The sequence below is a fragment of the Roseateles microcysteis genome, assembly GCF_036880965.1.
Lineage (GTDB): Bacteria > Pseudomonadota > Gammaproteobacteria > Burkholderiales > Burkholderiaceae_C > JAUASW01.
In genome coordinates this window covers 93,012-116,969 of record NZ_JBAJMV010000004.1, presented here as the reverse complement: position 1 = coordinate 116,969, position 23,958 = coordinate 93,012, and the positions used below count along the sequence as shown (strand labels likewise).

Sequence of the window (23,958 nt, the reverse complement as noted above, 5' to 3'; positions counted from 1 at the left end):
CAAAACAATGCAAGCCTCTCGCCATGACGCCTGGGTTGGCCTGTTCGTGCTGATCGGCGGCGCCGCGCTGCTTTTCCTGGCACTGAAGGCCGGCAACCTGTTGAGCCTGAATTTCGACGAGACCTACCAGGTCTCGGCCAAGTTCGACAACATCGGCGGCCTGAAGGCGCGTGCGGCCGTGAAGAGCGCCGGCGTGGTGGTCGGCCGTGTCGAGGCCATCACTTTCGACGACAAGACCTTCCAGGCCAAGGTCACGCTGAACCTGCAAAAGAATGTGCAGTTCCCGACCGACAGCTCGGCCAAGATCCTGACCGCAGGCCTGCTGGGTGAGCAATACATCGGCCTCGAGCCCGGTGCCAGCGAAAAGAACCTGGCCGCCAACGACCAGATCAAGGCGACCCAATCGGCCGTGGTTCTGGAAACCTTGATCGGCCAGTTCCTCAACAGCAAGGCCGCTGACATGGGCGCCGCACCGGCGCCTGCAGGGGACAAGAAGTGACCCTCGCACTCCAACCCCGCTGGCGCGCGCTGGTATTTCTCCTGATGGCCGTGCTGCTGAGCGGCTGCGCCGTGCTGCGCGGCCCGAGCGCCGGCAAGAAGCTTGACCCCTTCGAGAACTGGAACCGCAAGGTCTTCAGCTTCAACGAAGCGCTGGACGAGAACATCCTGAAGCCTGTGGCGACCGGCTACAGCGAGATCGTGCCCCAGCCGATCCGCAAGTCGGTCGACAACTTCTTCTCCAACGTCGGTGACGGCTGGTCGGCCATCAACCTGTTCCTGCAAGGGCGCTTCAAGACCGGCATCCAGCAGACCATGCGCTTCGCGGTCAACACGACGCTGGGGCTCGGCGGCCTGCTGGACATCGGCAGCGAAGTGGGCCTGGAGCGCACGACCGAAGACCTGGGCAAGACCTTTGGCCGCTGGGGCTTTGGCACTGGTGCCTACATCGTCTGGCCGCTGTTCGGCCCCTCGTCGGTGCGCGACTCGCTCGCCATGCCCTGGGACCGCACGGCATCGCCCGCCCTGGCCTTCAATGATGGCCGCAGCAAGGTCTCGATCTATGTGTTGCAGACTGTCAATGCCCGCTCCAATTTCCTGCGGGCCGGGGAGATGCTCGACGGCATCGCACTGGACAAGTACACCTTCATCCGCGATGCCTACCTGACCCGCCGGGGCAGCATCTCGCATGATGACGATGATTTCGAGGTGCTCACGCCGGCATCGGCGGCGTCCGCAGCCTCTGCTGCCGAGACACCAGCTGTTGCACCTGCACCGGCGGCCTCGGCTGCTTCTGCTGCGAAGCTGTGAACCAACGCAAGCGGTGGCGCGTTGCCACCCTGACGCCTGAACGGCGTCAACGAGCAAAGGAAAAAGTAATGACGATCGCGACGATTTTGAAGAGCGGCCTGATCGGCCTGGCCGCCGTGGTGGCGCTGAATGTGCACGCTGCCGACAACAGCACACCGGACGGCCTGATCCGCCAGCTCTCGCTGGAAACAATCGAGACGATCAAGGGTGACAAGGCCATCCAGGGCGGCGACGTGGGCAAGATCGTGGCGCTGGTGGACAAGAGCATCATGCCGCACGTCAATTTCCAGCGCATCACTGCCACCGCCGTGGGCCGCTACTGGCGCCAGGCCACGCCCGAGCAGCAGAAGCGCCTGCAGGACGAGTTCAAGACCCTTCTGATGCGCACCTATGCCGGCGCGCTGACGCAGGTGAAAGACCAGAACATCGCCTTGAAGCCGCTGCGCGCTGCGGCCGAAGACACCGAGGTCGTGGTCAAGACCGAAGTGCGTGGCAAGGGCGACTCGATCCAGCTCGACTACCGCCTCGAGAAGACGGCAAACGGCTGGAAGATCTATGACGTCAATGTGCTGGGCATCTGGCTGGCCGATCAGTACAAGAGCAGCTTTGGCCAGGAGATCGGCGTCAATGGCATCGACGGCCTGATCAAGGCGCTGGCCGACAAGAACCAGAAGGCCGCCGCGCCCGCCAAGGGCTGAAGCGGGTGGCCGACATGTTGAAACTGCCTGAATCCGTTCGCATGGCCCAGTTGCCGGCGCTGTGGGAGCAGCTGCAGGCCAGCCTGCGCGCCGAAGCGGCGCAGGTCGGCAGCGCAGCGGGCCGGGTGGTCCAGCTCGATGCCGGTGATCTGCATGACTTCGATTCTGGCGCCCTGACCTTGCTGCTCAGCGCCGCCCGGTTGCTGGGTCAGCAGGGCCTGGAGCTGCAGCTGCGCCAGGTGCCGGCCAAGCTGAAGGAGCTGGCACGCGTCTATGGCGTGGACGAAGTGCTCTGGAGCGCCAACAACGGCGCCACCATTCAGGAAGCGTAACGCTTGCTGCGCAGGTTGCGCTTGATCTCCTGCAGCATGGGGCGCAGGTTCTGACCCAGTTGCAGAGCCACGCCAGTGGTCAGGATGTCGATGGCGATCAGGTGCAAGAGCCGCGAGACCATGGGGCTGTAGCGGTCGAAATCTTCTGGATGATCAACCGCCAGCAAGACCTGGCCCGGGCTTTGCGCCAGCGCCGCCAGCGGTGAGCCGCTGGCCGTGATGATGATGGTGGTCGCGCCTTTCTTGCGCGCGATCTCGGCAGCGTCCAGCAGGTCGCGGCTCCTTCCCGAATTGCTGATGATGACTGCGCAGTCGCCGGGCTTGAGCATGGTCGCGCTCATCAGTTGCACATGGCCGTCGCTGCAGGCGGCGGTGTTGACGCCCAGGCGGAAGAACTTGTGCTGCGCGTCCTGCGCCACGATGCCGGAATTGCCTACGCCGTAGAACTCGATGCGCTTGCCACTGCGGGCGGCTTCGGTCAGCGCCACGATGGCACGATCAAACGCATGGCTGGTCGCGTCATTGCGGTAGTGCAGCAAGGCGGCCACCGCGTTGTCCACCACCTTCACGATCAGGTCGCCGGGCTTGTCGTCTTCGTCCACCGAGCGGTGCACGAAGGGCACGCCTTCATTGACGCTGCCAGCCAGCTTCAGCTTGAAGTCGGCCAGGCCGTCATAGCCGACCGAGCGACAGAAGCGAACCACGGTGGGCTTGCTCACATGGGCGCGATCCGCAAGCTCACTCACAGGGAGGCTCGCGAAGGCACGCGCATCTGCGATCAGCAGTTTGGCCACGCGCTGTTCGGCGGGCGGAAGCGCCGGCAGCGCCGCCTTGATCCGCTCGACAATGCTCATGCCTGCCCCCCAGTTGTCTTGTCAGCCACCTGACCCCCCGAGGGGGTGCAGCCCGTCTTGGGGCGGCCCTGCGCCGGGCTCACGACTCTTCCGCCCACGAATTGCCATCGCGTGCCACCAGCGCGCTGGCGGCGGCCGGGCCCCACGAGCCGGCGTTGTAGGTGCGCGGCCCGTTGGTGTCGTGCTTCCAGGCTTCCAGGATCGGCTCGACCCATCGCCAGGCCTGCTCCTGCTCGTCACTGCGCACGAACAGGTTCAGGCGGCCGGCAATGGCGTCCAGCAAGAGCCGCTCATATGCACCGACGCGGGCGCTGCCAAAGGCCTTGTCGAAGTCCAGGTCCAGCGACACCGGCGCCAGCGACTCGCCATGCGCGCCGCCCTTGGCCGCCAGCAATTGCAGCTCCAGGCCGTCTTCCGGCTGCAGCTTGATCACCAGGCGATTGGGCTGGTTGGTGCCCGGGAAAATCGGATGCGGCACCGGGCGGAAATTGACGACGATCTGGGCGTCGCGGGCCGCCAGGCGTTTGCCGGTGCGCAGGTAGAAGGGCACGCCGGCCCAGCGCCAGTTCTGCACCTCGGTGCGCAGCGCGACAAAGGTTTCGCAGGGGCTGTCTTCGGGGATCTTGGCTTCGTCCAGGTAGCCGACCACGGCCTTGCCATCGACATTGCCGGCCCGGTACTGGCCACGCACCACATCGCGCGCCACCGACTCGGCGGTGAAGGGCTTCAGCGAGCGCAGGACCTTGAGCTTCTCATCGCGGATTGCATCGGCGTCGTTCGTTGCCGGCGGTTCCATGGCGATCATGGTCAGCAGTTGCAGCGCATGGTTCTGGATCATGTCGCGCAGCGCGCCGGTGCCGTCATAGAACGGGCCGCGGGTGCCGACGCCCAGGCCTTCGGCCAGCGTGATCTGGATGTTGGCGATGCTCTCGCGGTGCCACAGCGGCTCGAACAGTGCATTGCCGAAGCGCAGCGCCATCAGGTTCTGCACCGAGGGCTTGCCGAGGTAGTGGTCGATGCGAAAGGCCTGCGATTCGGCGAACACCGAGCGCACCACCTTGTTGATTTCCTGCGCGCTGGCCAGGTCGTGGCCCAGCGGCTTTTCTAGCACCACGCGCACGCGGGGCTCATTCAGGCCGGCGGCGCCGAGCTGCTCGCAGATCTGCGTGAACAGGTGCGGGCTGGTGGCCAGATAGAGCACCACGGTGTCTGCCTGGCGCTCACCCAGCCATTCCTTCAGGCGCTGGTAATGCTCGGGCTGCGACAGGTCCATGCGGCGGTAGTGCACCAGGGCCGCGAACTTCTCGAACTCTTCATCATTCGGGCGCTTGGGGCCTTCGACCTCACGAAAGCGCTCTTTCAGCCACTCGCGGTAACGCTCGTCGGGCATCTCGTCGCGGGCCACCGCGAGGATGCGGCCACCGGCCGGAAGCTTGCCGTGTCGGAAGGCCTGAAACAGGGCTGGCATCAGCTTTCTCCAGGTGAGATCGCCAGTACCGCCGAAGAAAACGAGATCGAATGACATGCGTGCTGCCACCTGCAGGGTGGTCCTTGGAAAGTACGCCTAAAAAGTTCTCTTGATGTAACGAAGTTACGGGAATTATGATGCCCGAGTTTCTTGCAAGGGTCAATCCGGACCGCTGGGGCGGTTCTAATCGGGGTTTATCTCTGCAGCTAGCGCAAAGCACCGCCATGAACCAGCTCGACCAACTCAAGGCCCTCACCACCGTCGTCGCCGACACCGGCAACTTCCTGCAGCTGGCGCAGTTCGCGCCTCGCGATGCGACGACCAATCCTTCGCTGATCCTGAAGGCCGTGCAGTCGCCCGACTATGCCCCGCTCCTGAAGGGCACCGTGGCTGCACACAAGGGCAAGGCGCTGGACCAGATCGTCGATGAAGTGCTGGTGCGCTTCGGCCTTGAAATCCTGAAGGTCGTGCCGGGCCGCGTGTCGACCGAAGTCGATGCCCGTCTGAGCTTTGACAAGGCTGCCACCGTGGCCCGCGCCAAGCGCATCATGGCCCTGTACGAAGCCGCCGGCATCGGCCGCGAGCGCGTGCTGATCAAGATCGCCTCGACCTGGGAGGGCATCCAGGCCGCCGCGGAGCTGGAGCGCGAAGGCATCCGCTGCAACCTGACCTTGCTCTTCGCTTTCTGCCAGGCCGTGGCCTGCGGCGCAGCCGGCGTGCAACTGATCTCGCCTTTCGTGGGCCGCATCTACGACTGGTACAAGAAGTCGGCCGGTGCCGCCTGGAACGAAGCCGAGCAAGCCGGCGCGAACGACCCCGGTGTCAAGTCGGTGGCGCAGATCTATGCCTACTACAAGAAGCACGGCATCAAGACCGAGGTGATGGGCGCGAGCTTCCGCAACGTCGGCCAGATCCAGGCGCTGGCTGGTTGCGACCTGCTGACCATCAGCCCCGACCTGCTGGCCCAGCTGCAAGCAAGCGATGCGCCGCTGACCCGCGCCCTCGACGCCGAGGCCGCCCGCAAGGCCGACATCGCCGCAGTTTCCTACGATGAAGCGGGTTTCCGCTTTGCCCTCAACCAGGACGCCATGGCCACAGAAAAGCTGGCCGAAGGCATCCGCGCTTTCGCCGTCGATTCGGCCAAGCTCGACCAGATGATTGCGAGTTCCTGACGATGAAGTTCCCGCGTTGTGACCAGAGCCCGGCTTGGGGCGCCCTGCAAGCTCATTACGAAGCCGCCGGCCGCAGCTTTGATTTGCGCCAGGCCTTCGCGACCGAGCCGGATCGCTTTGCCGACTGGTCACTGCGCTCGCCCGAGGTCTTTGCCGACCTGTCCAAGAACCGCATCGACGCCGCCGCGCTGAAGCTGCTCTTGCAACTGGCACAGGACTGCGGGCTTGAGTCACAACGCGAGGCGATGTTTGCCGGCGAGGCCATCAACCATACCGAAGGCCGCGCGGTCCTGCACACGGCGCTGCGCGCGCCGGCAGGCAGTGGCTTGCACGGTGCGGAGGTGCAGGCGTCGCTCGAGCGCATGCTGGCATTCGCCGACAGCGTGCCGGCTGCCGGCTTCACCGACGTGGTCCACATCGGCATCGGCGGCAGCGACCTCGGCCCGGCCATGGTGGTGCAGGCGCTGCAGGCCTATGGCCGGCCCGGCATCAAGCTGCATTTCGTGTCGAACGTAGACGGGCATGACCTGGCCCCGGTGCTGCAGGCGCTGAATCCGGCGAGCACGCTCTTCGTCATTGCCTCCAAGACCTTCACGACGCAAGAGACCCTGGCCAACGCGCTGGCGGCCAAGGCATGGTTCCAGGCGGCGGGCGGTACCGACATCGCGAAGCACTTCGTCGCCACCAGCAGCAACACGCAGGCGGCCGGCGCATTCGGCATCACGACGACCTTCGGTTTCTGGGACTGGGTCGGCGGCCGCTATTCCTTGTGGTCGGTGATCGGCCTGCCGATTGCAATTGCCATCGGCGGTGAGAATTTCCGGGCCTTGCTGGCTGGCGCAAACGCGATGGACGAGCATTTCCGCTCGGCACCGCTCGCGCAGAACCTGCCGGTGCTGCTGGCGCTGATCGACATCTGGTACCGCAACTTCCACGGCTTCACGAGCCGCAGCGTCGCGCCTTATCACCAGGGCCTGAAGCGCCTGCCGGCCTATCTGCAGCAGCTCGAGATGGAGAGCAATGGCAAGGGTGTGGACCGCGAGGGGCAGGCCTTGCCATATGCCACCAGCCCGGTCGTCTGGGGCGAAGCAGGTACGAACGGCCAGCATGCCTATTTCCAGATGCTGCACCAGGGCACGGACGTGATTCCAGTCGAGTTCATCGCCGTGAAGACGCCGCGCTTTGGTGTCAGCGGCGAGCTGCTGGAACGTCTCAACGACCAGCACCAGAAGCTGCTGGCCAATTGCCTGGCGCAGTCGCAGGCGCTGATGCAGGGCAAGTCGGTGGAGGAGGCGCTTGGTGAGAAGGCGCCGACAGCCTCAGCTTCGCTCGACGCGCAGACAGTGGCCCGCCACCGCAGCTTCCCTGGCAATCGCCCCAGCACGACCTTCGTGCTTGATGAACTGAGCCCGCGCTCGCTCGGCGCCTTGGTTGCCCTGTATGAACATCGCGTGTTCGTGAGCGGCGCGCTCTGGGGCATCAACAGCTTCGACCAATGGGGCGTGGAGCTCGGCAAGGCGCTGTGCTCGGCCTTGCTGCCGCGCCTTGTGTCAGGGGATGTAGCGGGCCTGGACGGCTCGACAGCCGGCCTCCTGAAGCATCTCAAGGCTTGAGCGTGGCCAACGTCGTCTTTGACTTCGGCGGCGTGCTGTTCCGCTGGCATCCGCCGAGTTTTCTGGCGCGCGTCTGGCCTGAGCGCGTGCCCAATCTGGAAGCCGGCGCTGCGGTCGCGGCGCAGTTCTTCGAGAACTATGGCGGCGACTGGGGCGCGTTTGATCAGGGTCTGATCGACGAATCGACGGTGGTTGATCGTGTCAGCGCGCGCACCGGCTGGCCGCGCGAGGATGTGCAGCAGGTGGTCGATTCAGTGCCGCAAGAGCTGCAATTGCAGGCAGGCACGGTCTCGTTGATCGAAGACTTGAAGAGGGCGGGTCATCGCCTGTTCTTCCTCTCCAACATGCCCGAACCGCTGGCCGATCATCTGGAGCAACTGCATCCGCTGAATGACTGGTTCGAGAGCGGTGTGTTCTCGGGCCGGGTCAAACATTCCAAGCCGCGGGCCGCGGTGTTCGAGCTGGCGGTCACGCGTTTCGGCGTGCCGGCCGAGTCACTGCTGCTGCTGGACGATCACCCCGTGAACATCGAAGCGGCCAGAGCCTGTGGCTGGCAGGCCGAGCTGTTCACCGGCGCGGCCGCCGCGCGAGCAGCGCTGCAGGCCAGGGGCCTACTGCTCTAGGTCCTGCTCGTCAGTTGGCGGGCTGGCTTCCACCCGGAAGCCTTCGCTGGCCCAAGCGCCGAGGTCGATCTGGCGGCAGCGCTCCGAGCAGAACGGGCGCCAGATGTTGCTGGGCGCGAAGAGGCTGTCGCCCGCACAGGTCGGGCAGCGCACGATGCGCTGCTTGTTCACCGGCTCACTCATGAACAAAGCGTCAGCTCGAAACTGGCGTCCTGTTGCGAAGGCCGCAGGCGACCCTCTTCGTCCTGGCGCATCAAGCGCACCGAGACCATCAGCCGATGGCCGCTGATTTCGGGCACGAGGCCGAGGCTGGGGTCGATCTTCAGGCGAAGCAAGTGATAGGTGCGGCCAGCGCCCAGGCTTTGCTGGAACTGCCCGCCTTGCGCTGCCACCTTGTGCGGCGAACCCGAATCGCGCAGCAGGCCCAGCAGCACGTTGAGGCCTTCGGCCAGCGGCATCAGCGACTGCGTCCAGGTCATCAAGTCCTTGCGACGACGCGCCGGCAGGAACTGCTGCCAGGTGTAGTAGGCCGGCAGGTCGAACTCGCAGGTGCCGCCGGGAATGGAGATGCGGCTGCGAATGCTCATCAGCCATTCATTGGCCGTCAGGGCCTGGCCGGCCTTGCCGGCGAGCTGGTTGATGCCGGCAAAGGCGTGGTCGATCCGTGCAATGACTTCGTCCAGCGCCACCTCGGCAATGGCCGGGTTGCCGCGATAGCTGTTGAGCTGGGCCTTGTGGCGCTCCAGTTCCTTCAGCAGGTCGGACTTGAGGTCTGCACGCGAAGCCACGTCCATGATCTCGAAGATCGTGGCCAGCGCGAAGTGATGGTCCAGTGGCGTTTCGCGCGGGATCAACTGCCCCAGGCGGTCGAACAGGTGTTCCAGACGCAGCATCGTACGGATGCTCTCGTTGAACGGGTATTCGTATAGGACCAAGGGGGCCATTCCTCAACAGCTGCGTTGCGGCAAACGGGGTGCTGCGCGCGATGGGCCCGATTGTTTCATAACATCTTCAGGCTTCCCGCCGCCAATGCGCGGCCAGGCCTTCGATTTGCTGCTGCAAACGCTCCAGAGACAGCCCTTCGTTGTAGATCACGGCGTCGGCCGCCGCCCGGCGGCGTGCGCGGCTGGCCTGCTGGGCGATCACGGCTTCGACCGCCGCGCGCTCCCAGCCTGAGCGTTTCATCACACGGTCGACTTGCGTCGACAGCTTGCAGTCGACCACCAGCACGCGTTCGACCTTGCGGCGCCAGCGACCGGACTCGACCAGCAAGGGCACGTCGAAGACGATGAAGTCGCTGGTCGATGCCTGTGCGCGGACTTCGGTTTCAATGCCAATCAAGGGGTGGAGGATGGACTCCAGGCGCTGGCGTGCACCGGGCTCGGCGAAGGCCAGCTCACGCATGCGCAGGCGGTCCAGTGCGCCGTCGGCAGCCTGCATGGAGGCTCCGAACTCGGCCACGATAAGTGGCATGGCCGCGCCGCCGGCCAGCGTCAATTCACGGGCGATGGCGTCGCTGTCGATGACGGTGGCACCGAGTGCCTGCCAGCAACGTGAGACGGTGCTCTTGCCGCTCCCGATGCCGCCGGTCAGGCCGATTCGCATGGCTTGCCCGGCACCACGCGGGCCGGGCATCAGACCCAGCCCAGCCAGCCCAGCACGCGCTCTGAGCCCGCGAACAGCACAACGAAGCCGCCGCCCGCGAGGAAGGGGCCGAAGGGCACGTAGCGCCCTTCACGTAGGGCGCTGGACATCTTCATGCCGATGCCGACCATGGCACCGATCACCGAAGCCCCCAGCACGATGGGCAGGACCATCTTCCAGCCCAGCCAGGCGCCCAGCGCGGCCAGCAGCTTGAAGTCGCCATAGCCCATGCCTTCCTTGCCGGTGGCCAGCTTGAATACCCAGTACACCGACCAGAGCGAGAGATAGCCCACGAGCGCGCCCGCCAGGGCCTCATGCATTGGCACAAGAGTCAAGCCCAGGTGCGAAGCCAGCAAGCCGGCCCACAGCAGCGGCTGGTTGAGCGAGTCGGGAAGCAGGGTGGTGTCCCAGTCGATGGCGGCGAGTGCCAGCAGGGTGGCCGCGAAGGCGCACCACAGCAGGGTGGTGGGTTGGGCGCCAAAGCGCCAGGACAGGGCGGCAAACATCAGGCCCGTCGTCAGCTCGATCAGTGGATAGCGCTTGGAGATCGGCGCCTTGCACTTGGCGCAGCGGCCGCCCAGGCGCAGCCAGCCGAGCAAGGGCACGTTCTCGTGCCAGGCCAATTGGTGTCCGCAATGCGGGCAGCGAGAGCGGGGCTTTGACAGCGTCAGCGCCGGCAGCGCTTCAAGCTTCTTGACGAGGGCAGAAGCCGCGCTGGCCAACTTGTCGGCTTCTGGCTTGCCGAGCGCGGCAATCTTCTGGACCGGCTCGGACTCGGCCAGCTGCGCCGCGGCGTCGCCGAACCACTGCCGCTCCATCATCAGGGGCAGGCGATGGATGACGACGTTGAGAAAGCTGCCGATGCAAAGGCCCAGGACGAAAAGGGCGGCCGGTGAGAGGAGCCAGGCGTAATCTGCAATCATCAAACCACCTGACCGAGCTTGAAGATTGGCAGGTACATGGAGACCACGATGCCGCCGATGATGGTGCCCAGGAAGACGATGATGATGGGCTCCATCAGGCTGGACAGTGCCTTGACCGCTTCATCCACTTCGTCTTCATAGAACTCGGCCGACTTGGACAGCATGTGGTCCAGCGAACCCGACTCTTCACCGATGGCGGCCATCTGCAGCACCATGGTCGGAAAGATGCCGGTCGACTGCATGGAAGTCGTCAGTGCCGCGCCGGTCGAGACGTCGCGTTGAATCTTCTCGGTGGCTTCGCTGAACACCGCATTGCCCGAGGCGCCACCCACTGAGTCGAGCGCTTCCACCAGCGGAACGCCGGCTGCAAACATCGTGGACAGCGTGCGCGTCCAGCGCGCCACGGCCGACTTGTAGAGCAGGTCGCCGAAGACAGGGATCTTGAGCATCAGGCGGTCCATGGCCTTCTGCATCTTCTCCGAGCGTTTCCAGGTCTGCATGAAGAAGTAGCCGCCGCCGCCGATGCTGCCAAAGATCAGCCACCAGTAGCCGACGAAGAACTTGGACAGCGCGATGATGAACAGCGTGGGCGCTGGCAGGTCGGCGCCGAAGGACTTGAACACGTCTTCGAACGCCGGCACGACGAAGATCATGATCACGGCGACCACGATGAAGGCCACCACACCCACCGCAATCGGGTAGGTCAGTGCCGACTTGATCTTGTTCTTCAGGGCGACCGTCTTTTCCTGGTACATCGCCAGGCGGTCCAGCAGCGCTTCCAGGATACCGCCCGACTCACCAGCCTCGACCAGGTTGCAGTAGAGCGCGTCGAAGTACATCGGATGCTTGCGGAACGATGAGGACAGGCTGGTGCCGGTCTCGACGTCCTGGCGGATCTCGTTCAGCAGACGCGTCAGGCGAGGGTTGGTGCTGCCGCGGGCGACGATGTCGAAGGACTGCAGAAGTGGCACACCGGCTCGCATCATCGTGGCCAGCTGGCGGGTGAAGACGGCAATGTCCTTCTGCTTGATCGCCTTGCCACCGCTGGCGCGGCGCTTCTTGACCTTGCTGACCAGGATGCCCTGCCGACGCAGCGTGGCGCTGACCATGGCTTCGCCGCCGGCACGGAGTTCGCCGCGGACGATCTTGCCATTGCGGTCCTTGCCCTCCCACTCGAAGACGAAGTCCTTGACCTTGGCTGCTGCCGATGCACTAGTTGCCATAGTTACTCCTGGGCGGGGGCCCTGGCAGGCGGCGGATGCGCGCCTGCGATTTATTCATTGGTGGCCGCGAGCACTTCTTCCAGCGTGGTCACGCCGGCACGCACCTTGACCAGGCCCGACTTGCGCAAGTCGCGCACGCCCTCGCTCTCCGCCTGGACGGCGATGTCGATGGCCGTGCCCTGGGTCAGGATGATGCGTTGGATGGGCTCGGTCACCGGCATCACTTGGTAAATGCCTACCCGCCCACGGTAACCGTTGTTGCAACTTCCGCAACCGACGGCGCGGTACGGCCGCCAACTGCCATCCAGATCTTCTTCGGCGTAGCCGGCGCGTATCAGCGCGTCGCGCGGATAGTCAGCCGGTGTCTTGCAGTTCTCGCACAGGCGGCGCGTCAGACGCTGCGCCGTGATCAGCAGCACGCTGGAGGCGATGTTGAACGGGGCCACGCCCATGTTCATCAGGCGGGTCAGCGTGGTGGGAGCGTCATTGGTGTGCAGCGTCGACATGACCATGTGGCCGGTCTGCGCAGCCTTGATGGCGATGTCGGCCGTTTCGAGGTCGCGGATTTCGCCGACCATGATGATGTCCGGATCCTGGCGCAGGAATGACTTCAGCGCGGCAGAGAAGGTCAGGCCTGCCTTGTCGTTGACATTGACCTGGTTGATGCCGGGCAAGTTGATTTCGGCAGGATCCTCGACGGTGGAGATGTTCACGCCGGGCTGGTTGAGGATGTTCAGGCAGGTATAGAGCGAGACGGTCTTGCCCGACCCGGTCGGGCCGGTCACCAGCACCATGCCATAGGGCCTGAAGATGCAGGCGAGCAACCGGTCCTTCTCGATCTTCTCGTAGCCCAGGGCCTCGATGCCCAGCTTGGCGGAAGACGGATCGAGAATCCGGATCACGATCTTCTCGCCGAACAGCGTCGGCAGGGTGCTGACCCGGAAGTCGATCGCCTTGGCGCCGAACTTGAGCTTCATCCGGCCGTCTTGCGGCACGCGGCGCTCGGCAATGTCCAGGCGCGAAATGACCTTGATGCGGGAGGACAGCTTGTCCTTGATGGCGATCGGCGGCTGGGTGATTTCGCGCAGCTCGCCGTCCACGCGGAAGCGGACGCGGTAGTGGTACTCGTAGGGTTCGAAGTGCAGGTCGGATGCGCGCAGATTGATCGCGTCGATCAGCATCTTCTGCAGGAAGCGCACGACCGGTGCGTCTTCGACGTCGGTGGCGATGTCGGCCGCTTCCTGCTGCGCCGCAGGGTCTTCCTCAGCGACATCGAACTCAAAGTCGCCGCCGGCAATCGACTCCAGCTGCTCGCTGGCGCTCGACCCTGAGCCTTGCAGCATCTTGCTGAGCTTGTCGTGCTCGATGATGACCCACTCGGGCGAGAGCTGGGTGGCGAACTTGATGCGCTCAACGACTTCCTGATCGGTCGGGTCGGCGCCGCCAATGAAGAGCCGGTTGCCGCGGCGGCCCAGTACCACCACCTGGTACTGGTGCGCCAGCTTGGCTTCGATGATGTTCTGCGGCAGCCGCTGGGCGTCCACCGCGTTCAGGTCCATGACCGGCAGTGCCAGCGCGTGCGACAGCGTGTGCGCCAGATCGACCGCCGAAAGCGCAGAGGCGGCCATCAGCGCGTTGACGAAGCTGATCTTCTTCTCACGGGCCTGGCGAACCAGGTCTTCGGCGGTCTTGGCCGGCAGCTTGCCGGCGTGGACGAGCACGCGCGCGACCCCTGAAAGGGAGGAATGGGTCGACTCGGCCAAAGTGATGTCCACGTGCAAGCGCTTGCTAGGCGGGAAACAACCCGCATGTTCAATGAAAGCGGGTCATCATGACCCATCGATTTCACACTGTAAACCGAGCTTTTTCCCGGGTGCGACGCCTGGGTGTGACAGTGTGCGCACAAGCCTGTGCCTTGTCGTGCAGATGCGACTACCGCGGGCCAGGCCCTTGGAGGGCGTGCCTGGTCGTTCGAATTGGGTCGGACTGAGACAGAACAGTGGGAGCGAGTGGGCCAGGCGGCGCGCGGGCGCCGGAGCCAAAGTCAGTGATTTGAAGAGATGTTGGTCGGGGTGAGAGGATTCGAACCTCCGGCCTCTACGTCCCGAACGTAGCGCTCTACCAGGCTAAGCTACACCCCGATTTACAAAGCATGACCGCCTGGAGAAGGCATCAAGCTTTCAATCTCTTCAATCAAGCGTCTTCATGGAAGATCAAGAAGTTCGCTCAACTGACTGAATTGCGAATTCTAGCAGAGATTCGCGCCACTTATTGAGAGGCAGTGCATTTATTGCGTCACGCGCCTTCTGGGCTTCGGCGCGTGCGGCCAGGCGGGTGGCTTCAATCGCTCCGGTGCCACGAACGATCTGCACGATCTCGCCGAGTCGCTCGACTTCGCCATGCTCGATGGCGTGGCGGATCAGCTGGCGCTGTTCAGCGTTCCCGCGTTCCATGGCGATCAGCAGCGGCAACGTGGGCTTGCCTTCGCGCAGGTCGTCGCCAACGTTCTTGCCGAGCTCATGTGAATCGCCTTCGTAGTCCAGCAGATCGTCGATAAGTTGGAAGGCGGTGCCCAGGCTGCGACCATAGGCTGCGCAGGCTTCTTCGATCTCGGGGTTTGCATCCGCCAGCACGGCGCCCAGCCGCGCGCTGGCCTCGAACAGCTTGGCGGTCTTGTAGCGAATCACGCGCAGATAGCTTTCCACCGACACGTCGGGGTCGTGCATATTCATCAGCTGCAGGACCTCGCCTTCGGCGATCACATTGGTCGCTTCGGCCAGCACCTCCAGCACGCGCATCCGGTCAACCGACACCATCATCTGGAAGGCGCGCGAGTAAAGGAAGTCACCGACCAGCACGCTTGCCGCATTGCCGAACAGCGCATTGGCCGTGGCCTTGCCGCGCCGCAGGGAGGACTCGTCGACGACGTCGTCGTGCAGAAGGGTCGCGGTGTGAATGAATTCAACGACCGCGGCCAGCTCGAAGCGGGCGTTTTCCTGATAGCCCAGTGCATTCGCGAACAGCAGCACCAGCTTGGGCCGCATGCGCTTGCCGCCCGCGTGGACGATGTAGCTGCCGATCTGGTTGATCAGCGCCACGTCCGACTTGAGTCGCCGGGCAATGACGGCATCAACCTCGAGCATTTCTGCGCTCAACGCGGCGAGGACCTCGGCGACAGGGGAAAGGGGCGAGGCTGACGCGGCTTGCACTCTTTGCTCTCAATGAAATGAAGTCGAGATTATAGAAACAGCTTTCCATCAGCCCTGTGCCCTTGGTCAAGCAGGCCGAGGCAGCGATGTGCCGCTTTCACAGGGTTTGCCCTTGTTTTGCGAAACTGCTACACTCGCGGGCTCTGCGCTCGATGAAGGGCGTTGAGAGGGTCTCGTGCCGAGGCCGCCGACTTCGATTGGCAGGGTAGCGGCACGGGCGATTAATGTTGAAAGGGCTGATATGTACGCGGTCATAAAAACCGGCGGCAAGCAATACAAAGTTGCTGCTGGCGAAAAGATCAAGATAGAACAGATTGCTGCGGATGTTGGCCAAGAGATTGTGATCGACCAAGTTCTCGCCGTCGGTAGCGGCGCGGATCTGAAGATTGGCACTCCCTTGGTTGCTGGTGCAAGCATTACCGCCACGGTTGTGGCTCACGGTAGGCACGACAAAGTGCGCATCTTCAAGCTGCGCCGTCGTAAGCACTACAAGAAGAGTCAAGGCCATCGCCAGAACTTCACCGAGCTGCAAATCAGCGCGGTGAACGCCTAAGCGAAACGCCCCGTCTTCTTCGCCAACAGTTTCAAGGAGCTAATCCATGGCACAGAAAAAGGGCGGCGGTTCCACACGGAACGGCCGCGACTCCAAACCCAAGATGCTGGGCGTCAAGGCCTTCGGTGGCCAGCTGATCTCGGCAGGTTCGATCATCGTGCGTCAGCGCGGTACCAAGTTCCACGCAGGCACCAATGTCGGCATGGGCAAGGACCACACGCTGTTCGCGCTGGTTGACGGCCAAGTGTCGTTCGCCATCAAGGGTGAAAAGAACCGTCAGACGGTTTTCGTCACGCCGGCCTGAATCTCCAAGATTCAGCGGGCATGATGCGGTGGCAGCAGCCGGCCGCATCGTGAAGCAAGAGCCCCGGCATCGTCCGGGGCTTTGTTTTTTACGGCTGCGTCGAGCCTGGCCTTTTTGAAGGTCTGGCTTACCATGGCCCATCGGGCTCGAAAAGCAAGCGTATGAAGTTCGTCGACGAAGCCACCATCGACATCGTGGCCGGCAATGGTGGTGCCGGCTGTGCCAGTTTCCGGCGCGAAAAGTTCATTCCCTTCGGTGGTCCCGACGGCGGTGACGGCGGCCGGGGCGGCAGTGTCTATGCGATGGCCGACCTGAACCTCAATACCCTGATCGACTACCGCTATGCGCGTCGCCATGAGGCTCGCAACGGCGAGGCCGGCCGCGGTTCCGACCAGTTCGGCGCTGCCGCTGAAGACATCGTGCTGCGCATGCCGGTGGGTACCATCATCCGCGACGTCGAAACCGAACAGATCATTGCAGAGCTGCTCGAGCCGGATGTGAAGGTGCTGCTGCTCAAGGGCGGCGACGGCGGCTTCGGCAATCTGCATTTCAAGACCAGCACCAACCGCGCCCCGCGTCAGAAGACGCCCGGCTGGCCTGGCGAAGCCAAGAAGGTCAAGCTGGAGCTGCGTGTCCTGGCCGACGTCGGTCTGCTCGGTCAGCCCAATGCCGGCAAGTCCACGCTGATCACGGCCGTCTCGAACGCCCGTCCCAAGATTGCCGACTATCCGTTCACGACGCTGCACCCGAACCTGGGCGTGGTGCGCGTGGCGCCAGAGAAGAGCTTTGTGGTCGCCGACATTCCCGGCCTGATCGAAGGTGCCTCCGAAGGCGCAGGCCTTGGCCATCAATTCCTGCGCCACCTGCAGCGCACGCGGTTGCTGCTGCATGTGGTCGACCTGGCGCCGTTCGATCCCGAGGTGGATCCGGTCGCCGAAGCCAAGGCCATCGTGGCCGAGCTGAAGAAGTACGACCAGGAGCTCTACGACAAACCGCGCTGGCTGGTGCTGAACAAGCTGGACATGGTGCCGGCAGAAGAACGTGCGGCGCGCGTCAAGGACTTCGTCAAGCGCTACAAGTGGAAGGGCCCGGTCTTCGAGATCTCGGCGCTGACACGCGAAGGCTGCCAGCCGCTGATCCACGCGATCTACGAGCATGTGGCCGCCGCGCAATACCGCCATGTCGAGCCAGACGTCCGCTTTGCCGCTCCGGAGGGCGGTGATCAAGGGGCGGTCTGATGGCAGCCTCGGTGTTGAAAGACGCGCGCCGCATCGTCGTCAAGGTCGGCTCCAGCCTGGTCACCAATGAGGGCCGCGGCGTCGATGCCGAGGCCATTGCCAACTGGTGCCGACAACTGGCCCAGCTGGCCAGCGAGGGGCGCGAGCTGGTGATGGTATCCAGTGGCGCCATCGCCGAAGGCATGAAGCGCCTGGGTTGGGCCACTCGGCCGAAAGAGGTTCATGAGCTGCAAGCCGCAGCGGCCGTCGGGCAGATGGGCCTGGCCCAGATGTATGAGACCAAGCTGCGCGAGCAGGGCATGGGCAGCGCGCAAGTGCTGCTCACCCATGCCGACCTGGCCGACCGTGAGCGCTACCTGAACGCGCGTTCTACGCTGCTCACGCTCCTGCAGCACCGCGTGCTGCCGGTCATCAATGAGAATGACACCGTCGTCAACGACGAAATCAAGTTCGGTGACAACGACACGCTAGGCGCCCTGGTCGCCAATCTCGTTGAAGCCGATGCCCTGGTCATCCTGACCGACCAGAAGGGCCTGTATTCGGCCGACCCGCGGAAGGATCCAAGCGCCCGCTTCATCGACGAGGCCATTGCCGGCACACCGGAGCTGGAGCAGATGGCCGGTGGTGCGGGCTCATCGCTGGGCCGCGGCGGCATGATCACCAAGATCCTGGCTGCCAAGCGAGCGGCCGGCAGCGGCGCTTCTACCGTGATCGCCTGGGGGCGTGAGCCCGATGTCCTGCTGCGGCTTGCCGCGGGCGAGGCCATCGGCACGGCGCTGCTTGCCAGCACGCAGAAGCTGGCGGCTCGCAAGCAGTGGATGGTCGATCACCTGCAGATGCGTGGTGCGGTTACCGTGGACGCGGGTGCGGCAGCCAAGCTGCAAGGCGAGGGCAAGAGTCTCTTGCCTATCGGGGTTGTCGATGTTCAGGGCGAGTTCCATCGCGGCGACGTGATCGCCGTGCGCGATGCGTCGGGCCATGAGCTGGCTCGCGGCCTGACGAACTACTCCAGCGCCGAGGCCCGCCTGATAGCGCGCAAACCATCGAGCGAGTTCGAGCGGGTGCTCGGCTATGCAGCCGAGCCAGAGCTGATTCACAAGAACAACCTGGTCCTTGCCTAGCCAGGACCGGCCTTTGGCGCGCGAGCCCCTAAGGCTTCAAGTCATCCGTGGCCGGCGCCACCGCTTGCTCATTGCCGCCCAGCGGCATGGCCGCGCTGTCCGACTCACGCGGGCCAGCTTCGCGATGCTGCGGCCTCATGCCTGAGCGCAGATAGCGGTTGTGATGGTTGATGCGCGGCAGGTAGCGCGCGAGTTCGGTCAGCGCCATCTCATAGACGCCGCGTTTGAACTCGATCACGGCTTCCAGCGGCACCCAGTATTCGTTCCAACGCCACGCATCGAACTCGGGGTGGTCGGTGGCGCGCAGATTCATGTCGCTGTCGCGACCGGTCATCTGCAGCAGGAACCAGATCTGCTTCTGGCCGCGGTAGTGGCCGCGTGCGTCGCGCCGGATGAAGTGCTCAGGCACCTCGTAGCGCAGCCAGTCGCGGGTACGCGCAATGATGCGCACGTGCTCGTCGGTGAGCCCCACCTCTTCGTGGAGCTCGCGGTACATCGCCTGCTCGGGCGTCTCGCCGTACTTGATGCCCCCTTGCGGGAACTGCCAGGAATGCGTCCGGATGCGTTTGCCCCAGAACACTTCGTTCCTGTGGTTGAGCAGGATGATGCCGACGTTGGGGCGGAAGCCTTCACGGTCGAGCATAATCAACCTCAAATCTATAGTTGGATCGATTATTGCATTGGGTCGCCGTCCCGGCGCTCTCCTCGCTAACCCTCACAAGAACATCTGGCCCCGCGGGGCCAGTTTTGCCAGCTGCACCGTATGAAAGCCTCCCAGTTCTTCGTCTCCACCCTCAAGGAAGCCCCTGCCGACGCAGAAGTGGTCAGCCACAAGCTGATGATGCGCGCGGGCATGATCAAGCGCCTGGGTGCCGGCATCTACAACTACATGCCCATGGGCCTGCGGGTGATCCGCAAGGTGGAAAGCATCATCCGCGAGGAGATGAACCGAGCTGGCGCCGTCGAGCTTCTGATGCCCGTCGTGCAGCCCGCCGAGCTGTGGCAGGAAACCGGCCGCTTCGACAAGATGGGCCCCGAGCTCCTGCGCGTGAAAGACCGCCACGACCGCGACTTCATCATCCAGCCCACGAGCGAAGAGGTGATCACCGACATCGCCCGCCAGGAGCTGCGCAGCTACAAGCAGCTGCCGAAGAATTTCTATCACATCCAGACCAAGTTCCGGGACGAGCGTCGCCCCCGCTTCGGCCTGATGCGCGGCCGCGAATTCACGATGAAGGACGCCTATTCCTTCGACCGTGACGTGGCCACCGCCACCGTCAGCTACGACGCGATGTTCGCCGCCTACCAGCGCATCTTCGACCGCTTCGGTCTGCAGTACCGCGCTGTCGCCGCCGACACCGGCGCCATCGGCGGCGACCGCTCGCACGAGTTTCAGGTGATTGCCGACACCGGCGAAGACGCCATCGTTTACTGCCCGACCAGCGACTACGCCGCCAACATCGAGCTGGCCGAAGGCGTTGCCTTGCTGGCTGCTCGTGGCGCCGCCACGCAGGCGCTGACCAAGACCCCGACGCCGGGCAAGAGCACTTGCGAAGACGTTGCCGCGCTGCTGGGCCTGCCGCTGACGCAGACCGTCAAGTCACTGGTGCTGGCCACCGATGAGAAGAGCGAGTCGGGCGACATCATCAAATCCACCGTCTGGCTCTTGCTGGTGCGCGGCGACCATGAGCTGAACGAGGTGAAGGCCGGCAAGCTGGACGGGCTGAAGGCCGGCTTCCGTTTCGCCACCGTGGCCGAGATCGAAGATCACTTCGGCTGCAAGCCTGGCTACCTGGGCGCCATCGGCTTGAAGAAGCCGGTCAAGGTCGTGGCGGATCGCACCGTGGCCCAGATGAGTGATTTTGTCTGTGGCGCCAACGAGGCAGACTTCCACTTCACTGGTGCCAACTGGGGCCGCGACCTGCCCGAGCCTGACGTGATTGCCGACATCCGCAATGTCGTGGCCGGCGACCCGTCGCCGGACGGCAAGGGCGTGCTGGCCATCCAGCGCGGCATCGAAGTGGGCCATGTCTTCCTTCTGGGTACCAAGTACTCGAAGGACATGAACGCCACCTATCTCGATGAAACCGGCAAGCCCCAGCTGATGGTGATGGGCTGCTATGGCATCGGCGTGACCCGCATCCTGGGCGCTGCCATCGAGCAGAGCCACGACGAGCGCGGCATCATCTGGCCGGACGCGATTGCGCCGTTCTCGGTGGTGCTGTGCCCCATCGGCATGGACCGCAGCGAGGCCGTGAAGGAAGCAGCAGTCAGGCTCCATGACGAGCTGCAGGCGCTGGGCGTGGATGTGCTGCTGGATGACCGTGGCGAGCGCCCGGGTGCGATGTTTGCCGATTGGGAACTGGTTGGCGTGCCGCACCGCGTGGTCATCTCCGACCGTGGCTTGAAGGAAGGCCAGCTGGAATACCAGGGCCGCCGCGATGCCGAGGCCAGCAAGGTGGCCGTGGCCGACGTGGTCGCGCACCTGAAGGCGCGCCTCAAGGCCTGAGACGGATGAGTTTGAGAAGACGCGCCCTGCTCAGCGCCGGGCTGCTCACGCCCTTGCTGGCGTGGCGCCCCGCGCTGGCCGGCGCGCAGATAGAAGAGCCCCTGGCCGACGCTGTGCGTTCGGCGCTGTCAGCTTCCATCGCCAACAGTGCACCGCCCAAGCCGCGCTTTGACAGCCTGGAGCCTCGCCTCGAGTACATGAAGTGGCTGGGCGTAATGAGCGACAAGCTCAAGAAGCGCAAGAGCGAGGCGCTGACGCGCATCGAGTTCCTGGAAACCGTCTGGTACGAGGCCAAGCGCGCGGGCCTGGAGCCGGCACTGGTGCTGGGCCTGATCCAGGTCGAGAGCGGTTTTCGCAAGTACGCCATCAGCACGGCCGACGCGCGCGGCTACATGCAGGTGATGCCCTTCTGGACCCGCGTGATCGGCGATGGCCAGGCCTCGCGGCTCTTCCACATGCAGACTAATCTGCGCTTCGGCTGCGTGATCCTGCGCCACTACCTGGACCGCGAGAAGGGCGACATGTTCCTCGCCCTCGGCCGCTACAACGGCAGCCGTGGCCGAGCCGAATACCCCAATGCAGTGTTCGCCTCGCGCCGCCAGTGGCTGATGCCGGGCGAGGTCTGATGCTCAGCCGCGCAGGCCGTTCCAGGCCTGTGGCGCCGCGCCGGCCAGGCCGGCCAGCTCCAGCACCCGTTCGCAGCTTTCGTTGATCAGTTCGGCTATGGTCTGCGGACGATGATAGAAGGCCGGCAGCGGCGGAAAGACGATGCCGCCCATTTCGGTCACGGCCGTCATATTGCGCAGATGCGCCAGGTTCAATGGCGTTTCACGCACCATCAGGATCAGGCGGCGGCGTTCTTTCAAGGTCACGTCGGCGGCGCGGGTCAGGAGGTTGTCGCCAAAGCCATGGGCAATGGCGGCCAGGCTCTTCATCGAGCAGGGTGCGACGACCATGGCGGCCGTGGCGAAGCTGCCGCTGGCCACGCAGGCGCCGATGTCGCCGGGTGCATGGCTGTGGTCGGCCTCGGCCTCCAGCGCATCGCGCGACAGACCCAGCTCATGGTGGACATTGAGGATGCCGGCCGATGTGGCGATGAGGTGCGTCTCAGCACCCAACTCACGGGCTCGGCGCAGCAGACGCAAGCCATAGGCCGCACCACTGGCACCGGTGATGCCCACGACCAGCCGTGGCCTGGCAGCACTCACTGGCCGCCCAGCACCTGCTGCAATTCACCCGCCTGGTACATCTCCATCATGATGTCCGAGCCACCGACGAATTCGCCGGCCACGTAGAGCTGCGGGATGGTGGGCCAGTTGGCGTAGTCCTTGATGCCTTGGCGGACTTCTTCGTCCTCCAGCACATTGAAGGTCTTCAGGTCGCTGACGTTGCAGGCCTTGAGGATCTGGATCGCGCGGCCGGAAAAGCCGCACATCGGGAATTGGGCTGTGCCCTTCATGAACAGCACGACGCGGTTGTTCTTGACCAGCTCATCGATGCGTTGTTGTACGTCGCTCATAGGAATTTGCCCCAGGTTCAGGATGGGGGTGATTATCGGCCAGGGCACATGGCCCCGCTGGGGCAAGGTCAGAAGCGGTAGCTCAAGCCCAGTTGCAGGACGGCTTGATAGCGCCCCGCCCGAATGCCCTCGTCCAGGCTGAGTGCCGAGCGGTTGAGGCGCAGGCCATCGGCCAGGCCCGAGACGGCCAGGCCCAGGTCGGCGCTGAAACCCCAGCCGCCTCGCAGCGATTGACCGGTGTAGCCGATGCCGACATAGGACAGGGTGGAGCCGTAGTCACCGGCCAGGCCGGTGCCGCCCAGCCCCGGCAGGGACACCAGGCGCTGGCCCACGGCCAAGCGGCTGTTTGACGAGCCGTTGTGGCCCAAGGCCAGGCCGCCATTGCCCTGCAAAAGCGAAAGCGGGCCCAGCAGCAGGCCGCCGGTGGCGCGCACGCCACCGATGACATTGCTACCGAGGAGCGAGCTTGTCAGGTAGTAGTCGCCGAGCAGATTGGCGCCCAGCAGGCGCGAGCCCATGGGGCTGGTGGCATCGAGCTGGTTCAGTTGCAGGCGGGCCTGCCAGCGCTGGGGGCTGAGGTCGCCGGAACGCATCTGCAAGCCTTCAGCGGCCTGGGCCGAAACGCAGAGCAGGGCCAGGGCGAAACCGGTGCCGAAAAAGCGACTGCGAGTGCGGCGAATGCTGCCAGGGCGGCGGAAAAGTCGGCTCATGACGGTCCCCTGTCAGGGCCGGAAGTGACCCCTGTTTTGGAGTCCATACTACGCCGCGATGGCCCCCTTGTGGGCCCTTAGATGAGAGGAAAAAAGGGTTCCTGCGTGGCTTTGTCGTCAAGTCGGGCGGCGACCGCCCGACACCCTTGGCTGACCGCCCAGATCGTTGCGGCATTCCAACTCTGCGAAGCCGAATTGCCGTAGCAGATCGGCAACGGCCGCCGCCTGGTCAAAGCCATGTTCCAGCAGCATCCAGCCGCCAGGGCGCAAATGGTCCTGTGAGCCGGCAATGATGGCGCGCAGCGAATCCAGGCCATCGCCGCCCGGCGTCAGGGCGCTCAAGGGCTCGTGCCGCAGCGCAGGCAGGTGATGGTCGTCGCCTGCGATATAGGGCGGATTGCTGACGACCAGGTCGAACTCGCGGCCCGCCAGCGGCTGCCACCAGCTGCCTTCCAGCCATTCGACCTTCAGCTTCAAGGCGTCGCCGTTGGCACGGGCCATGGCCAGGGCGCCGGCCGACAGATCGACCGCAGTGACCCTGGCCGCAGCACGGCGATGTGCGAGGGCCAGGGCAATGGCGCCGCTGCCGGTGCCCAGGTCGACCACGTCGGCCTCCTGGCCTTCGGGCAAGAGCTCCAGCGCCCAGTCCACCAGCACCTCGGTATCGGGGCGCGGCACCAGCGTGTGCCGGTCCACCTTCAACATCAGGCCGTGGAATTCCTTCTCGCCGACGAGGTAGGCCAGCGGCACGCCGTCCTGGCGCTGGCTGAGCCAACGCTCGAAGCGTTGCGCCTGCGCTTCGCTCATGGCGTCCTCGGCATGGATCAGCAGCCAGCCGCGATCCACGCCAAGGAGGGCGCCGAGCAACAGCTGTGCGTCTATGCGTTCCAGCCCGGCTGCCAGCGCGCGGGCCTGTGCAGCGCCCACGGTCATCATG

Annotated in this window: 27 protein-coding genes and 1 tRNA gene; 13 read left to right on the top strand and 15 right to left on the bottom strand. The window is 64.5% G+C overall.

Features of this window, described 5'->3' with window-relative positions; translation table 11 throughout:
• Window positions 1–7: 7 nt before the first annotated feature.
• The 4 genes from mlaD (at window position 8) to V3596_RS12410 (ending at window position 2,338) form a co-directional block, all read left to right on the top strand.
• The gene (gene mlaD, locus V3596_RS12425; protein ID WP_334278070.1) at window positions 8–499 is read left to right on the top strand and encodes an outer membrane lipid asymmetry maintenance protein MlaD; all 492 of its coding nucleotides are present in this window, start codon (window positions 8–10) and stop codon (window positions 497–499) included.
• On the top strand, window positions 496–1,308 hold the full coding sequence (locus V3596_RS12420; RefSeq protein ID WP_334278069.1) for an MlaA family lipoprotein: 813 nt from the start codon (window positions 496–498) through the stop codon (window positions 1,306–1,308). The genes mlaD and V3596_RS12420 overlap by 4 nt, the downstream gene beginning before the upstream one ends.
• 68 nt (window positions 1,309–1,376) lie before the next feature.
• On the top strand, window positions 1,377–2,006 hold the full coding sequence (locus V3596_RS12415) for an MlaC/ttg2D family ABC transporter substrate-binding protein (RefSeq protein WP_334278068.1): 630 nt from the start codon (window positions 1,377–1,379) through the stop codon (window positions 2,004–2,006).
• 14 nt (window positions 2,007–2,020) lie between these two features.
• On the top strand, window positions 2,021–2,338 hold the full coding sequence (locus V3596_RS12410) for an STAS domain-containing protein (RefSeq protein WP_334278067.1): 318 nt from the start codon (window positions 2,021–2,023) through the stop codon (window positions 2,336–2,338).
• Here the strand turns inward: V3596_RS12410 and V3596_RS12405 are convergent.
• Together V3596_RS12405 and zwf are read right to left on the bottom strand one after the other, a co-directional pair.
• Window positions 2,326–3,186: a MurR/RpiR family transcriptional regulator gene (locus V3596_RS12405; RefSeq protein ID WP_334278454.1), complete on the bottom strand. Its 861-nt coding sequence runs from the start codon at window positions 3,184–3,186 to the stop codon at window positions 2,326–2,328. The two genes, V3596_RS12410 and V3596_RS12405, sit on opposite strands and share 13 nt — an antisense overlap.
• A gap of 85 nt (window positions 3,187–3,271) precedes the next feature.
• Window positions 3,272–4,717 (bottom strand): glucose-6-phosphate dehydrogenase, encoded by a 1,446-nt coding sequence (zwf, locus tag V3596_RS12400; protein WP_334278066.1) that lies wholly within the window; start codon window positions 4,715–4,717, stop codon window positions 3,272–3,274.
• 167 nt (window positions 4,718–4,884) lie between these two features.
• Here zwf and tal point away from each other — a divergent pair, with 167 nt between their 5' ends.
• The 3 genes from tal to V3596_RS12385 are packed head-to-tail and all read left to right on the top strand — an operon-like array spanning window position 4,885 to window position 8,068.
• Window positions 4,885–5,832, top strand: a complete 948-nt coding sequence (gene tal, locus V3596_RS12395; RefSeq protein ID WP_334278065.1) for a transaldolase — start codon at window positions 4,885–4,887, stop codon at window positions 5,830–5,832.
• A gap of 2 nt (window positions 5,833–5,834) precedes the next feature.
• Window positions 5,835–7,445, top strand: a complete 1,611-nt coding sequence (pgi, locus tag V3596_RS12390; protein WP_334278064.1) for a glucose-6-phosphate isomerase — start codon at window positions 5,835–5,837, stop codon at window positions 7,443–7,445.
• A gap of 2 nt (window positions 7,446–7,447) precedes the next feature.
• Window positions 7,448–8,068: an HAD family hydrolase gene (locus tag V3596_RS12385; RefSeq protein WP_334278453.1), complete on the top strand. Its 621-nt coding sequence runs from the start codon at window positions 7,448–7,450 to the stop codon at window positions 8,066–8,068.
• Here the strand turns inward: V3596_RS12385 and V3596_RS12380 are convergent.
• The 8 genes from V3596_RS12380 to ispB all read right to left on the bottom strand — a co-directional run bounded on the left by V3596_RS12380 (window position 8,057) and on the right by ispB (window position 15,001).
• Window positions 8,057–8,251 (bottom strand): DNA gyrase inhibitor YacG, encoded by a 195-nt coding sequence (locus tag V3596_RS12380; RefSeq protein ID WP_334278063.1) that lies wholly within the window; start codon window positions 8,249–8,251, stop codon window positions 8,057–8,059. The genes V3596_RS12385 and V3596_RS12380 overlap by 12 nt on opposite strands.
• Window positions 8,248–9,003 carry a cell division protein ZapD gene (gene zapD, locus V3596_RS12375; protein ID WP_334278062.1) on the bottom strand — a complete coding sequence of 252 codons (756 nt, stop codon included), beginning with the start codon at window positions 9,001–9,003 and terminating at the stop codon, window positions 8,248–8,250. Before zapD ends, V3596_RS12380 begins: the two co-directional genes overlap by 4 nt.
• Before the next feature lie 76 nt (window positions 9,004–9,079).
• On the bottom strand, window positions 9,080–9,673 hold the full coding sequence (coaE, locus tag V3596_RS12370; protein ID WP_334278061.1) for a dephospho-CoA kinase: 594 nt from the start codon (window positions 9,671–9,673) through the stop codon (window positions 9,080–9,082).
• Window positions 9,674–9,702: 29 nt separating this feature from the next.
• Window positions 9,703–10,635, bottom strand: coding sequence for a prepilin peptidase (locus V3596_RS12365; RefSeq protein WP_334278060.1), 933 nt, complete (start codon window positions 10,633–10,635; stop codon window positions 9,703–9,705).
• Window positions 10,635–11,858 carry a type II secretion system F family protein gene (locus V3596_RS12360; RefSeq protein ID WP_334278059.1) on the bottom strand — a complete coding sequence of 408 codons (1,224 nt, stop codon included), beginning with the start codon at window positions 11,856–11,858 and terminating at the stop codon, window positions 10,635–10,637. Before V3596_RS12360 ends, V3596_RS12365 begins: the two co-directional genes overlap by 1 nt.
• Before the next feature lie 50 nt (window positions 11,859–11,908).
• Window positions 11,909–13,633 (bottom strand): type IV-A pilus assembly ATPase PilB, encoded by a 1,725-nt coding sequence (gene pilB / locus V3596_RS12355; protein ID WP_334278058.1) that lies wholly within the window; start codon window positions 13,631–13,633, stop codon window positions 11,909–11,911.
• Between the two features lie 289 nt (window positions 13,634–13,922).
• Window positions 13,923–13,999: transfer RNA gene (locus V3596_RS12350), tRNA-Pro, on the bottom strand.
• 72 nt (window positions 14,000–14,071) lie between these two features.
• The gene (gene ispB / locus V3596_RS12345; RefSeq protein ID WP_334278057.1) at window positions 14,072–15,001 is read right to left on the bottom strand and encodes an octaprenyl diphosphate synthase; all 930 of its coding nucleotides are present in this window, start codon (window positions 14,999–15,001) and stop codon (window positions 14,072–14,074) included.
• 307 nt (window positions 15,002–15,308) lie between these two features.
• Here ispB and rplU point away from each other — a divergent pair, with 307 nt between their 5' ends.
• The 4 genes from rplU (at window position 15,309) to proB (ending at window position 18,283) form a co-directional block, all read left to right on the top strand.
• A complete protein-coding gene (rplU, locus tag V3596_RS12340) occupies window positions 15,309–15,620 on the top strand; it encodes a 50S ribosomal protein L21 (protein WP_282823985.1) in 312 nt (103 codons plus the stop codon).
• Between the two features lie 46 nt (window positions 15,621–15,666).
• Entirely contained in the window at window positions 15,667–15,924 is a 258-nt protein-coding gene (gene rpmA / locus V3596_RS12335) for a 50S ribosomal protein L27 (RefSeq protein WP_282823984.1), read from the top strand.
• 161 nt (window positions 15,925–16,085) lie between these two features.
• Window positions 16,086–17,162, top strand: coding sequence for an Obg family GTPase CgtA (gene cgtA / locus V3596_RS12330; RefSeq protein ID WP_334278055.1), 1,077 nt, complete (start codon window positions 16,086–16,088; stop codon window positions 17,160–17,162).
• Window positions 17,162–18,283, top strand: coding sequence for a glutamate 5-kinase (proB, locus tag V3596_RS12325; protein WP_334278054.1), 1,122 nt, complete (start codon window positions 17,162–17,164; stop codon window positions 18,281–18,283). The genes cgtA and proB overlap by 1 nt, the downstream gene beginning before the upstream one ends.
• 28 nt (window positions 18,284–18,311) lie before the next feature.
• Here proB and V3596_RS12320 read toward each other — a convergent pair whose 3' ends face one another.
• Window positions 18,312–18,926 carry an RNA pyrophosphohydrolase gene (locus V3596_RS12320; RefSeq protein ID WP_334278053.1) on the bottom strand — a complete coding sequence of 205 codons (615 nt, stop codon included), beginning with the start codon at window positions 18,924–18,926 and terminating at the stop codon, window positions 18,312–18,314.
• A gap of 120 nt (window positions 18,927–19,046) precedes the next feature.
• Here V3596_RS12320 and V3596_RS12315 point away from each other — a divergent pair, with 120 nt between their 5' ends.
• Together V3596_RS12315 and V3596_RS12310 are read left to right on the top strand one after the other, a co-directional pair.
• Entirely contained in the window at window positions 19,047–20,792 is a 1,746-nt protein-coding gene (locus V3596_RS12315; RefSeq protein ID WP_334278052.1) for a proline--tRNA ligase, read from the top strand.
• 5 nt (window positions 20,793–20,797) lie between these two features.
• Entirely contained in the window at window positions 20,798–21,418 is a 621-nt protein-coding gene (locus V3596_RS12310) for a lytic transglycosylase domain-containing protein (RefSeq protein ID WP_334278051.1), read from the top strand.
• A 3-nt stretch (window positions 21,419–21,421) separates the two neighbouring features.
• Here the strand turns inward: V3596_RS12310 and V3596_RS12305 are convergent, their stop codons facing one another.
• From V3596_RS12305 to prmC, 4 genes are all read right to left on the bottom strand, one after another.
• A complete protein-coding gene (locus tag V3596_RS12305; RefSeq protein ID WP_334278050.1) occupies window positions 21,422–22,000 on the bottom strand; it encodes a UbiX family flavin prenyltransferase in 579 nt (192 codons plus the stop codon).
• Entirely contained in the window at window positions 21,997–22,311 is a 315-nt protein-coding gene (gene grxD, locus V3596_RS12300) for a Grx4 family monothiol glutaredoxin (protein WP_334278049.1), read from the bottom strand. The genes V3596_RS12305 and grxD overlap by 4 nt, the downstream gene beginning before the upstream one ends.
• Before the next feature lie 68 nt (window positions 22,312–22,379).
• Entirely contained in the window at window positions 22,380–23,021 is a 642-nt protein-coding gene (locus V3596_RS12295) for a hypothetical protein (protein ID WP_334278048.1), read from the bottom strand.
• A 117-nt stretch (window positions 23,022–23,138) separates the two neighbouring features.
• Entirely contained in the window at window positions 23,139–23,954 is an 816-nt protein-coding gene (prmC, locus tag V3596_RS12290; protein ID WP_395386817.1) for a peptide chain release factor N(5)-glutamine methyltransferase, read from the bottom strand.
• Window positions 23,955–23,958 lie beyond the last annotated feature (4 nt).

What these genes read in the sequence shown, in the direction of transcription:
- cgtA (WP_334278055.1), top strand. Translation starts at nt 16,086, where the DNA reads ATGAAGTTCGTCGACGAAGCCACCATCGACATCGTGGCCGGCAATGGT.
- V3596_RS12415 (WP_334278068.1), top strand. Translation starts at nt 1,377, where the DNA reads ATGACGATCGCGACGATTTTGAAGAGCGGCCTGATCGGCCTGGCCGCC.
- V3596_RS12380 (WP_334278063.1), bottom strand. Translation starts at nt 8,251, where the DNA reads ATGAGTGAGCCGGTGAACAAGCAGCGCATCGTGCGCTGCCCGACCTGT.
- ispB (WP_334278057.1), bottom strand. Translation starts at nt 15,001, where the DNA reads ATGCTCGAGGTTGATGCCGTCATTGCCCGGCGACTCAAGTCGGACGTG.
- coaE (WP_334278061.1), bottom strand. Translation starts at nt 9,673, where the DNA reads ATGCGAATCGGCCTGACCGGCGGCATCGGGAGCGGCAAGAGCACCGTC.
- V3596_RS12360 (WP_334278059.1), bottom strand. Translation starts at nt 11,858, where the DNA reads ATGGCAACTAGTGCATCGGCAGCAGCCAAGGTCAAGGACTTCGTCTTC.
- prmC (WP_395386817.1), bottom strand. Translation starts at nt 23,954, where the DNA reads ATGACCGTGGGCGCTGCACAGGCCCGCGCGCTGGCAGCCGGGCTGGAA.
- tal (WP_334278065.1), top strand. Translation starts at nt 4,885, where the DNA reads ATGAACCAGCTCGACCAACTCAAGGCCCTCACCACCGTCGTCGCCGAC.
- V3596_RS12315 (WP_334278052.1), top strand. Translation starts at nt 19,047, where the DNA reads ATGAAAGCCTCCCAGTTCTTCGTCTCCACCCTCAAGGAAGCCCCTGCC.
- proB (WP_334278054.1), top strand. Translation starts at nt 17,162, where the DNA reads ATGGCAGCCTCGGTGTTGAAAGACGCGCGCCGCATCGTCGTCAAGGTC.
- V3596_RS12410 (WP_334278067.1), top strand. Translation starts at nt 2,021, where the DNA reads ATGTTGAAACTGCCTGAATCCGTTCGCATGGCCCAGTTGCCGGCGCTG.
- V3596_RS12365 (WP_334278060.1), bottom strand. Translation starts at nt 10,635, where the DNA reads ATGATTGCAGATTACGCCTGGCTCCTCTCACCGGCCGCCCTTTTCGTC.
- pgi (WP_334278064.1), top strand. Translation starts at nt 5,835, where the DNA reads ATGAAGTTCCCGCGTTGTGACCAGAGCCCGGCTTGGGGCGCCCTGCAA.
- V3596_RS12320 (WP_334278053.1), bottom strand. Translation starts at nt 18,926, where the DNA reads ATGCTCGACCGTGAAGGCTTCCGCCCCAACGTCGGCATCATCCTGCTC.
- V3596_RS12310 (WP_334278051.1), top strand. Translation starts at nt 20,798, where the DNA reads ATGAGTTTGAGAAGACGCGCCCTGCTCAGCGCCGGGCTGCTCACGCCC.
- grxD (WP_334278049.1), bottom strand. Translation starts at nt 22,311, where the DNA reads ATGAGCGACGTACAACAACGCATCGATGAGCTGGTCAAGAACAACCGC.
- mlaD (WP_334278070.1), top strand. Translation starts at nt 8, where the DNA reads ATGCAAGCCTCTCGCCATGACGCCTGGGTTGGCCTGTTCGTGCTGATC.
- V3596_RS12295 (WP_334278048.1), bottom strand. Translation starts at nt 23,021, where the DNA reads ATGAGCCGACTTTTCCGCCGCCCTGGCAGCATTCGCCGCACTCGCAGT.
- zwf (WP_334278066.1), bottom strand. Translation starts at nt 4,717, where the DNA reads ATGTCATTCGATCTCGTTTTCTTCGGCGGTACTGGCGATCTCACCTGG.
- rplU (WP_282823985.1), top strand. Translation starts at nt 15,309, where the DNA reads ATGTACGCGGTCATAAAAACCGGCGGCAAGCAATACAAAGTTGCTGCT.
- rpmA (WP_282823984.1), top strand. Translation starts at nt 15,667, where the DNA reads ATGGCACAGAAAAAGGGCGGCGGTTCCACACGGAACGGCCGCGACTCC.